This window comes from Rhodococcus sp. EPR-147 (assembly GCF_001647185.1).
In the GTDB taxonomy this organism is placed as follows: domain Bacteria; phylum Actinomycetota; class Actinomycetes; order Mycobacteriales; family Mycobacteriaceae; genus Rhodococcoides.
Genome location: NZ_LVCU01000352.1, coordinates 1 through 12,653 on the forward strand (window position 1 = coordinate 1; position 12,653 = coordinate 12,653).

1 protein-coding gene is annotated in these 12,653 nt (G+C 66.0%); it reads left to right on the forward strand.

The genetic code is table 11. The annotated features are described in order from the left end of the window. Positions 1–12,653 (forward strand): non-ribosomal peptide synthetase (locus A2J02_RS16110; RefSeq protein WP_156516243.1); only part of this gene is annotated, 12,653 nt, incomplete at both ends.

A 12,653-nucleotide genomic window follows, 5' to 3' on the forward strand; every position in this document is an offset into this window, starting at 1 on the left:
TACCCGCTCAGGCTGACCCTCGCCGATCTGGATCTGGACGACGCACTCGCAGGCGGCGTCGACGCAGCGCGGCTGATCAAGTCGGTCAAGGAGCAGCTGCTGGCCGTTCCGGACCACGGTATCGGCTACGGCATGCTCCGCTACCTGGACGAGGACGGTGCCGCTGCACTGCGTGACTTCCCGGCTCCCCAGATCAGTTTCAACTATCTCGGGCGCTACAGCACCGACGTTCCCGACGAGCTTCGCGGACACGGGTGGCTGCCGGTCGACGACTCCGGTGTCGGCGATTCGCAGGACGAGGATCTGCCGGTCGCAGCCGTTCTCGACATCAATGCCGTCACCACCGCGACGCCGACCGGCCCGCGGCTCGAGGCGACGTTCGCTTTCCCCACCGGCGTGCTCGACGCGGACGAGGTCACCGAGCTGGCGGAGCTGTGGCGTCAGGCCCTCACCGCGCTGACGCAGCTGGCCCAGCGACCGGTGGCCGGTGGCTTCACACCCTCCGACCTCGATCTGGTGCGGCTCGATCAGAGTTCCATCGACGACCTCGAACGGGTCTATCCCACGCTGGACGACATCTGGTCCATGACGCCGCTGCAGGCCGGATTGCTCTTTCACGCCGAGCTGTCGGATCAGTCCGTCGACGCCTACATCGTCCAACTGGTGCTGGAGTTGCGCGGAAGCGTCGACGAGGCGCGGTTCCGGCGTGCTGCTCGGGGGCTGCTGCGTCGACACGCGAACATGCGGACCGCTTTCGTGCACAACAGCGACGGCGAGTCGATTCAGATCGTCCACCACGACGTGGATGCCCCCTGGTCGTCGATCGACCTGACCGCACTGGATCCGGAGGATCGAGCCCTCGAGCTCGATCGCATCGAACACGAGGACCGTGCCACTCGATTCAACATGGCACAGGCACCTCTGTTGCGCTTCATGCTCATCACCGTGGCACCGGGCGAGTGGCGCCTGGTGATGACCAACCACCACATCCTGCTCGACGGCTGGTCCACGCCGCTGTTGCTCAAGGACCTGCTGACGCTCTACGTAGTCGACGGTGACGAGACCGTGCTCCCACGAGTTCCGGCCTACCGCGACTACCTGTCGTGGCTGGCCAAGCGTGATCGCTCGTCGGCTCTCGAAGCGTGGACGAGCGCTCTCGCCGGTTTGTCCGAGCCGACGCTGTTGACGCCGGTCGAGAGCCGACGCCAGGAATCGACGTTGGCGGGCCGCTCGTTGGTCTCACTCGATGTGGAGCAGACGAACCGCTTGCGCAGCGTCGCTCGCGCCCGTGGCGTGACGATCAACTCCATGGTCCAGGCGTCCTGGGCGCTGGTTCTCGGCACTCTGACCGGACGCTCCGACGTCGTGTTCGGTGCCACCGTGTCCGGACGCCCGCCGGAGGTCTCCGACATCGAGTCGATGGTCGGGTTGTTCATCAACACTCTGCCGGTCCGGATCGTGCTCGATCCGTCGGAGACACTCGGCGAGTACCTCGAACGGGTGCAGTCCGAACAGGCCGCGCTACTCGATCACCACTACCTCGGCCTCACCGACATTCAGCGAGCAGTCGGACCGGCCGTCTCCTTCGACACCCTGACGGTGTTCGAGTCGTACCCGATGGACCGCGCGGGGTTGTCGGCGGAAACCGACCTCGCCGGAATGCGGGTGCACGACGTACACGACGGAAGCGACACGGCGCAGTATCCTCTGACCTTGGTTGCCATGGTCGACGACCGGCTGCACATCGAGGCGAAGTACCTGCCGGAGTTGTTCGAGCACAGCGTCGTTGCGGCGACGGTCGACAGAATCGTGCGTGTTCTCGAGGCCATCGCAACCGACAACGGTCGACGCGTCGGATCGCTCTCGTTGCTGTCCGAGGACGAATTGCGCCAGCTGGCACCGGTTCGTGGACCGGCGTCGTCGGATACTCGACTGCTTCCCGATATCTTCACCGACGCTGCCGCAGTCGACCCGCAGGGCACCGCTCTGTGGAGCGACGGCCGCACCGTGGACTATGCCGAACTGGACGCGCAATCGTCTGCTCTCGCAAGAACTTTGATCGCTCGCGGTGCCGGCCCGGAAACTGTCGTTGCACTGGCTCTGCCACGGTCCGTCGAATCCGTACTCGGTATCTGGGCAGTCGCCAAGACCGGGGCGGCGTTCCTGCCGATCGATCCGAGCTACCCGCGCGATCGCGTCGAACACATGCTCGTCGACTCGAACGCGTCGATCGGTCTGACCCTGTCGGAGCACGAGGCCGCTGTCTCCGGTCTCGGCTCTGCTCGGTGGACCGTGCTCGACCACGACGCCACGCGCACCGAACTCGCCGGTCACTCGACCGCCCCGGTTCGCGACAGCGACCGAATTCGCCCGATGCACATCGATCAGCTCGCCTACCTGATCTACACCTCGGGCTCGACGGGTGTTCCCAAGGGCGTCACCGTCACCCACCGCGGGCTGGCCAATCTGGCAGAAGAGGAGCGGACTCGTTTCGAGGTGACCCCGGGCGCTCGGGTTCTCGCGTTCGCGTCCCCGAGCTTCGATGCCTCCATCCTGGAACTGCTGATGGTGTTCTCCGGTGCCGCGACCATGGTCATCGCGCCGACCTCCGTCTACGGCGGCACCGAGTTGGCCGAACTGCTCGCAGCACAGCACGTCACGCACGCGTTCGTCACGCCCGCCGCGCTGGCATCGGTGGATCCGGACGGCCTGACCGAGTTGGCCGTGGTGGCCACCGGTGGCGACGTGTGTCCGCCCGAGCTCGTGGCTCGCTGGGCACCGGGCCGTCGGATGTTCAACGCGTACGGTCCCACCGAGGCGACGATCTTCTCGTCCATCAGTGATCGACTCGACGTCGACTCCGCCATCGACATCGGTTCTCCGACAATCGGTTTCAGCGAGGTGGTCCTCGACGCACGACTGCATCCCGTTCCGGTCGGGGTCGTGGGTGAGCTCTATCTCGCCGGCCCGGCACTGGCTCGTGGCTACCATTGCCGATTCGGTCTGACCGCAGACCGTTTCGTCGCGAATCCCTTCGGCGAGAGCGGCGCCAGGATGTACCGCACCGGCGACGTGGTGCGGTGGACCGAGTCGGGAACGCTCGAGTACGTCGGACGCAGCGATTTCCAGGTCAAGGTGCGCGGCTTCCGCATCGAACTGGGCGAGATCGACGCCGTCCTGACCGACCATCCGATGGTCGAGTTCGCCACCACCGTGGGTGTCGACGGTCCGACGGGCAACACCATTCTGGTTGCCTACGTCCTCCCGAGGTCCGGCGAGCAGGTCGATGCAGCAGCTCTGCGCACTCATGTCTCGAGTTCGCTACCGACCCACATGATCCCGACGGCCTTCGTCGCACTGGAGTCGATTCCGCTGACACCGGCAGGCAAGTTGGACCGCAATGCCCTGCCTGCACCCGATCTCCATCTCGGGGGCGACTCGCGTGCACCGCGGAACGACACCGAGCAGGTCATCGCCGATATCTTCGGCGAGGTACTGGGGATCGACGGCGTCGGAATCGATTCGAGCTTCTTCGATCTGGGTGGCGACTCGCTCAGTGCCACCAGACTCACTGCGCGCGTCAACTCCGCCCTCGGCACCACGGTCAGCGTCCGCGCATTGTTCGAGGCTCCCACCGTCGAGTCACTCGCGGTGCGAGTGCTCAGCAACCCGGTCGGTACCCTTCGCCGTCCCGCACTCGTGGCGAAGCCGCGCCCGGATTCGATTCCGTTGTCGCTTGCGCAGCAACGAATGTGGTTCATCAACCAGTTCGACGTGACCTCGGCGGCGTACAACATCCCGCTTGCGGTGAGACTGACGGGTCGACTCGACATCGCCGCGATGAGCGCGGCCGTCGGGGACGTTCTGGAACGTCACGAGTCGCTGCGCACGGTGTTCCCCACCCGCGGGGATCGTCCTGAGCAGAAGATCCTCGACGTGCAGGCGGCGAGAACCGAACTCGCCGTCGTCGAGCTGGACGCCACCGAGGTCGTTGCGGCCATCTCGGCCGCTGCCGCAACAGGATTCGATGTCTCGACCGATCTACCGTTCCGCGCGGTCCTGTACCGGATCGCACCGGACGAGTTCGTGCTCTCGATCGTCGTGCATCACATTGCTGCCGACGGCGCATCCATGGCACCCCTGGCGCGAGATGTCATGGTCGCCTACGGCTCTCGCGCGGCTGCCGGCGCTCCGAAGTGGACACCGCTCGACGTTCAGTACGCGGACTTCGCACTCTGGCAACGCACCGTCCTCGGCGACGAGTCCGATCCCGCGTCCCTCGCCGCGCAGCAGTTGGACTTCTGGAAGACCGCCCTGGCGGATCTTCCCGATGTTCTGCCGCTACCGCTCGATCACCCGCGGCCCGCTCGACAGTCCATGCGCGGCAACAGTGTTCGGTTCGAGATCGACCGCACCACTCATGCCGGACTGGTCGACCTCGCACGTGCCAACGAGGCAACCGTCTTCATGGCCGTCCACGCGGCGTGGTCGATCCTGATGGCGCGCATCAGCGGCACCGAGGACATCGCTGTCGGAACGCCGATCGCCGGACGAGGTGACGCTGCACTCGACGATCTGGTCGGCATGTTCGTCGGCACCCTGGTTCTGCGCACGGAGGTGGCACCGCAGCTTTCGTTCACCGATCTGCTTCGGGCCACGCGTACAGCCGATCTCGCGGCGTTCGAGAACACCGATGTGCCGTTCGAGCGGTTGGTCGACGTTCTCGACCCCGCTCGTTCGACCGACCGCTCGCCGTTGTTCCAGGTGCTTCTCGAGTTCCAGAACAACACGTCCGCGACGCTCGAACTGCCGGACCTCACGGTCGAGGCCGTCGACATCGATGCTCACATCGCGAAGTTCGACCTGCAACTGACCGTCGCCGAGGAGTTCGACGAGGCCGGTGCACCGGCCGGGATGACCGCCGCGATCACCTACGCGACCGACTTGTTCGAGGCATCGTCCGTCGAGGAGTTCTCGGCACGATTCGGTGCCGTGCTCGCCTCCGTGACGAGCGATCCCGAGCGCGCAGTCGGCGATATCGATGTGCTCCTGCCGGGCGAGCTCGACGCCATGACGCATGACTGGAACCACGCTGGCCGGGTGGCATCCGATGCGACGCTGGCCGATCGATTCGCTGCTGCCGCCGCGCGATTCCCCGATTCGCGCGCCGTCGTCTTCGGAGATCACACGCTGACCTACGCCGAGCTCGACGACCGCTCCAGCCGACTCGCACGGCTTCTCGTACAGCGCGGTGTGACGTCGGAATCGCTGGTAGCGGTCGCGATGCCTCGCAACGAGGAGCTGATCGTCGCGCTGCTCGCGGTGATCAAGTCCGGTGGCGGCTACCTTCCGATCGACGTGTCCTACCCAGCGGACCGGCTGGCGTTCATGCTCGAAGACGCCTCGCCCGTCTGCGTGATCTCCACTGTTGCCGACAGTGCGGCGGTGCCCGCCTCGGATCTCGATGTCCTCGAGATCGATTCGCCCGAGCTGATCGCGGAGCTGGCCGGCATGTCGGGTGCCCCGCTGACCGACGCGGACCGTTCGGGTGGCACCAGCGCCGATTCCATCGCGTACGTGATCTACACCTCGGGCAGCACCGGTCGCCCCAAGGGCGTGCAGATCGCGCACCGCAACGTGGCGACGCTGTTCGCGAACACCGCTGATCTCTTCGACTTCGACGATCGTGACGTCTGGACGATGTTCCACTCGTACGCGTTCGACTTCTCGGTGTGGGAGCTGTGGGGACCGCTGCTGCACGGTGGAACACTCGTGGTCGTCGACTACTACACGGCACGCTCTCCGGAGCTGTTCCGCGAGTTGCTCGTTCGCGAGCGGGTCACGGTGCTCAACCAGACACCGACGGCGTTCTACCAGTTCGCGGAAGCCGATCGTGTGGCCACCGGAAACCTCGCCGGCATCACGGACTCCGATCTCTCGCTGCGCTACGTGATCTTCGGCGGCGAGGCACTCGATCTCGGGCAGTTGGCTCGCTGGTACGCCCGGCACGACGAGTCCGCCCCGACTCTGGTCAACATGTACGGCATCACCGAGACGACAGTCCACGTGAGCCACCTGGCCTTGACCGAGCAGTTCGCGGCATCGGCCTCGGCCAGCGTCATCGGTCAGGCCATCCCCGCACTGCGCGTCGCCGTTCTCGACACGCGTCTCAATCCGGTACCACCCGGCGTCACCGGTGAAATGTACGTCTCCGGGGCACAGCTCTCTCGCGGATACCTGGGCCGGGCCGGCCTGTCGGCCACCCGTTTCGTGGCAGATCCGGCCGGAGACGCCGGTGCCCGGATGTACCGCACCGGTGACACCGCACGGTGGAATCGTGACGGCGCGCTCGAGTACCTGGGCCGCAGCGACATGCAGGTGCAGCTGCACGGCTTCCGTATCGAACTCGGCGAGATCGAAAGCGCGCTGTTGGCGTTCGACGGCGTCGCGGCGTCCGTGGTCTCGGTTCGAGACGACGGATTCGGTGATCGACTGATCGGATACGTCGTCGCCGAGGCGGGCCGAACACTCGACCACTCCGCCGTTCTCGAATTCGTCGGACACTCACTGACGTCGTACATGGTTCCGGCCGCTTTGATCGTGCTGGACGAGCTGCCGCTCACCGCCAACGGAAAGCTCGACCGCCGGGCTTTGCCGGCTCCGGACTTCTCCGCCAATGTCACCGAGAGCCGTTTGCCGGCAACCGAAGTCGAGTCCATTCTCGCCGGATTGTTCGCCGACGTCCTCGGCCTCGACACCGTCGGCGTCGACGACTCGTTCTTCGCGCTCGGCGGCGACAGCATCATGTCCATCCAGCTTGTCTCACGCGCCAAGGCGGCCGGTCTGGTCCTGGCTCCGCGCGACATCTTCGAGCGCAAGACCGTCGCGGCATTGGCCGAGGTCGTGGTCCTCGGAGGCGACGTCGTCGTACTGGAAGAACTCGACGGTGGGGGAGTCGGCCCGCTGCCCCTCACTCCGGTCGTGCGTTGGATGTTGGAGCGCAGCACCGACTTCGGGCGCTACACCCAGACGGCACTGCTTCAGCTCCCGGTCGGTATCGAGAGCGTCACGCTCGAGCGCACCGTGCAGGCCGTGCTCGATCGTCACGACATGCTGCGATCGCGACTGTTCCAGGACACGGACGGAATCTGGCACGAGGAAGTAGCTCCGATCGGCACTGTGTCCGCCGCGTCGGTGATCCACGCGGTCTCGGTCGATTCCGTGGACGGTCCTGAATTCTCCTCCCGTGCCGCAACGGAACTCGACGCTGCAGCAGATCGACTGGTCCCCGCCGACGGGGTCATGGTGCAGATGGTGTGGTTCCAGGCCCCGAACGGGTCCGGCCGACTGCTCGTCGTCGCACATCACCTCGTGATCGACGGCGTGTCGTGGCGCATCCTCGTCCCGGATCTGGCGACGGCCTGGAGCCAGATCGTCGCGGGCGACACGCCTGCGCTGGCACCGATCGGCACATCGATGCGACGGTGGTCCACCGGTTTGACCGAGGTCACCGCGGGCCGCGCCGACGAAATCGGCCTGTGGCAGCGCATTCTGAACGGCGACGATCCGACGATCGGTTCGCGACCACTGGACAAGCGCGTCGATGTCGACGCGACCGTCCAGCGCATCCGCACATCGCTCCCGGTCCAGGTGACCGAACGACTGCTGACAGCGGTACCGAATGCCTTCCGCGGCAGCGTCAACGACGGTCTCCTGGCCGGGCTGGCATTGGCACTGACGGCGTGGCGTCGCGAACGGGGAGCCATTGTCCGCAGTGCGTTGATCACACTCGAAGGCCATGGCCGTGAAGACGCCGTGGTGCCCGGAGCCGATCTCGGCAGAACCGTCGGCTGGTTCACCACGATCTTCCCGGTTCGACTCGACCTCGGCTCCCTGGACATCGCCGACGCGTTGTCCGGTGGCGACTCCGCCGGAGCCTTGATCAAGGCCGTCAAGGAACAGCTGCTCGAGATCCCCGATCACGGAATCGGCTACGGCATGCTGCGGTACCTGGACTCCGACGGGACTGAGGCACTGTCCGGTTACGCCGCTCCGCAGGTCAGCTTCAACTACCTCGGGCGCTTCTCGACCGGATCGTCCGAGGGCATGGAAGACGTGGGCTGGATTCCTGTGGCCGACGCCGAACTGGGCGACGCACAGAACCCGGACATGCCGGTACCGGCCGCGCTGGACATCAACGCCGTCACCACCTCGACACCCGACGGGCCCCAGCTCGACGCCACCTTCGCGTTCCCGGCCGGCATCCTGGATGCGGACGAGGTCGATCGGTTGATCGAACTGTGGACGCAGGCACTGACCGCGATCACCGAGCACGCCTCGACCGAGGGCGCGGGCGGCTTCACCCCGTCCGACCTCGAGCTGGTGGACATCGATCAGCGTTCCATCGAGGTGCTCGAGAAGAAGTTCCCCGATCTCGACGACGTGTGGTCGATGTCGCCGCTGCAGGCCGGACTGCTCTTCCACGCCCGTCTCGCAGGCGAGGTCGGCAGCGACAGCGCGGGAGTCGACGCCTACATGGTGCAGCTCGGTCTGGAGCTGCGCGGCGTCGTCGATGCCGAGCGGATGCATTCCGCCGTGAACAAGCTAGTCTCTCGTCATCCGAACTTGCGAGCAGCGTTCGTGCACAACAGCACCGGCGAATCTCTGCAGATCGTGCAGAGTTCGGTCACGGTGCCGTGGTCCGAGGTCGATCTCCGCGGTGAAGCCGATGTCGAGGCAGCACTGGAAGCCGTACTCGAGGCCGATCGCGGCGTGCGATTCGAGATGGACTCGGCACCGCTGCTTCGGTTCACGCTGATCACCCTCGCCGACGATCACTGGCGACTGCTGCTGACCAATCACCACATCCTGCTCGACGGCTGGTCGACGCCGCTGGTGGTCAAGGAACTGATCACCCTCTACGTCACCGAGTCCGACGATTCGATGCTGCCGCGAGTTCCCGCGTATCGGGACTACCTCGCGTGGATGCGGCAACGCGACGTCGCCATCTCCACCGCGCAGTGGGTCAGCGCGATGGCCGGCGTCGAGGAGCCGACACTGCTCGTCACCGGTGACCGGGGTCGTCAGTTGTCCACTGTCTCGAGCGAGACCGAGCGGTCGTTGTCGATCGAGACCACAGCGGCGCTGCGCGATTTCGCGGCGCGCCGCGGGTCCACTCTGAACACACTCGTTCAGACTGCGTGGGGCATCGTGCTCGCCACTCTGACCGGTCGCGAGGACGTCGTCTTCGGTGCCACGGTGTCGGGTCGTCCGCCCGAGGTTCCGGGCATCGAAGGCATGATCGGGCTCTTCATCAACACGCTTCCCGTTCGGGTCACGCTCGATCGGGCCGAGACACTCGGCGCACTGGTCGATCGTGTGCAGGCCGAACAGGCAGCGCTGCTCGATCACCATTACCTCGGTCTGACCGACATCCAGCGCGCGGCCGGAGCCGGCGTCGCATTCGACACGCTGACGGTGTTCGAGTCCTACCCGGTCGATCGCGCCGGAGCCTCTGCTGCAACGGATTTCGCAGGTATGCAGGTGACGGACATCCTCGGCACCGACGCGGCGCACTATCCGCTGACACTGGTGTCTTCGGTCGACGAGCGCCTGAACCTCAAGGCCAAGTACCTGCCCGAACTCTTCGAGCTCCAAGACGTGCACGCCATCGTCGATCGGGTCGAGCGGGTGCTCGACGCAGTGCTGGCCGACGAGCAGCAGCCACTGGCTCGGCTGCGATTGCTGGCCGATACCGAATTCGCTTCTCTGGCTCCGGTATTCGGCCTCGAAGGCCGATCGACTCGGCTGCTACCGGAGATCTTCTCAGACGCAGCTGCCGTCGACCCGGACGCCATCGCGGTGCGCAGCGTCGACGGCGAGTTGACGTACCGAGAGCTGGATCGACAGTCGAACCGGCTCGCTCGCATTCTGATCGGCCGCGGTGTCCGCACCGAGACGTTCGTCGCACTCGGGATCGCACGATCCATCGAGTCGGTGCTGACCGTCTGGGCCGTCGCGAAGTCCGGTGCCGCCTTCGTACCGGTCGATCCGAACTACCCGGCCGATCGCATCGAGCACATGCTGGCCGACTCCGGAGCAACCTTCGGTGTCACCACCCGCACTCACCTCGACGACCTGCCGTCGACCGTGCCGTGGATCGTCCTGGACGACCTCGCCACCGACGGTCCGAACGCGGTGAGCGACGAGCCCGTCGCCGACGACGAACGCCGTGGTCGCGTCACCCTGTCGAGTGCGGCGTACACGATCTACACGTCGGGTTCGACGGGTGTACCGAAGGGGGTCGTGGTCACCCACTCCGGCCTCGACAACTTCGCGACCGAGCAGCGCGAGCGCTATCGAGTCACGAAGGACTCACGCACGCTTCATGTTTCGTCACCCAGCTTCGACGCGTCCGTACTCGAGTACCTGCTCGCGTTCGGCGTCGGTGCCACGATGGTGATCGTTCCACCCACGGTGTACGGCGGAGCCGAGCTGGCGTCGTTGCTGGCCGAGGAATCGGTCACTCACGGCTTCATCACCCCGTCCGCCCTCGCCTCGGTCGATCCGGCCGGTCTCGACACGTTCGCCGACGTCGTGGTCGGCGGCGAGGCCGTTCCGTCCGAGTTGGTCACCAAGTGGGCTCCCGGTCGAAACCTGTTCAACGGGTACGGACCGACCGAGGCCACGATCATGTCCAACATCAGTGCACCGATGGTCGCCGGCGAGCCGGTGTCGATCGGTGGGCCGGTGCGGGGTGTGTACGAGGTGGTTCTCGACTCGCGACTGCAGCCGGTTCCCGTCGGGGTCGCGGGTGAGCTCTATCTCGCAGGCGTCGGCCTGGCCCGCGGCTACCACGATCGGATGGGGCTGACGGCCGAACGATTCGTTGCCGACCCGTTCGGTGCTCCCGGTGCCCGCATGTACCGCACCGGAGATGTGGTGCGCTGGTCGCCGGATCTGACCATCGAATATGTCGGTCGCAGCGACTCGCAGGTCAAGGTCCGCGGCTTCCGCATCGAACTCGGCGAGATCGACGCCGCGCTCTCGGCACATCCCGCGGTGAATTTCGCAGCCACCTTCGGAACTCCCGGGCCGTCCGGTGCCACTGTTCTCGTGGCGTACGTGCGCCTGACGGGGGACAACCCGGCACACGCGGTCGACACCTTCGACACAGCGGTTCTGCGTGACCATCTTGCGGCCGCGCTGCCGTCGCACATGGTGCCCAGCGCCATCGTCGTGCTCGAGTCGATTCCGCTCACTCCGGTGGGCAAGCTCGATCGCGCCGCACTGCCCGTACCGGAGTTCGGCTCGGCCACCTCGTACCGAGAGCCGAGTACGCCGGCCGAGCTGACGGTCGCGGCGGTCTTCGCCGAGATCCTCGAGGTGGATCGAGTCGGTGCAGACGACGGATTCTTCGAGCTCGGTGGTGACTCGCTCAGCGCAACGCGGGTGATCGCTCGCGTCAACGCCGAGTTCGGTACCTCCATCGGTGTACGCACGATCTTCGAGACCCCGACGGTGTCGGGACTGGCGAGCGCAGTCGGCACTGCCGACACTCGGGCGCAGCGCCCGGCTCTCGTAGCGGCGGCACGTCCAGAGAACATTCCGCTCTCGCTCGCTCAGCAGCGGATGTGGTTCATCAACCAGTTCGACACCTCGTCGGCCGCGTACAACGTGCCGCTGGTCGTCAAACTGACCGGGCGGCTCGACACCGCTGCTCTGGCTGCCGCGGTGGTCGATGTTCTGGGACGCCACGAATCTCTGCGCACGACCTTCCCCGACGGTCCGGAATTCCCGGTGCAGCTCGTGCACCCGGCTGCCGAGGTCGCACCTGCGGTCGAATCCGAACGGATCGATGCCGCTGTTCTGGCCGATCGCGTCGCTCTGTTGGCCGGTCGAGGATTCGACGTGACCACCGACATCCCGGTGCACGTCGAGCTGTTCGAGGTGCTCGATGCCGGCGTCGACGCGTCCGAGGATCCTGTCTTCGTACTCGCCATGGTGGTGCACCACATCGCCGCCGACGGCGCGTCGATGGCACCGCTCGCTCGCGACGTCGTGCTCGCGTACTCGGCGCGCAGTGCAGGTCAGGCACCGAACTGGCAGCCGCTGCCCGTCCAGTACGCCGACTACACGATCTGGCAGCGTTCGCTGCTCGGAGACGAGCAGGACCCGTCGAGCGTGGCCGCGGCCCAGCTCGAGCACTGGTCCACCGCGCTCGCGGGTCTTCCCGACCTGCTGCCGTTGCCGACGGACCGACCGAGGCCGACCACGCAGGACTTCCACGGTGGCCGAGTTCGCTTCACGGTCGATGCCGACATCCATCGGACGCTCGTCGACATCACTCGGGAACAGAACGTCAGCATGTTCATGGTGCTGCACGCGGCGTTCGCGGTCGTTCTGGCTCGTTTGAGCGGCACCGACGACATCGCGATCACCACTCCGGTGGCCGGGCGCGGGGACGCGGCGCTCGACGACCTCGTGGGTATGTTCGTCAACACGCTCGTGCTGCGCAGCCGAGTCGACGAGTCCGCGACGTTCGACGATCTGCTGAACCAGGTCAAGGCACACGATCTCGACGCGTTCGATCACACCGAGATGCCCTTCGAGAGAATCGTCGAGGTTCTCAATCCCACCCGTTCGACGGCATA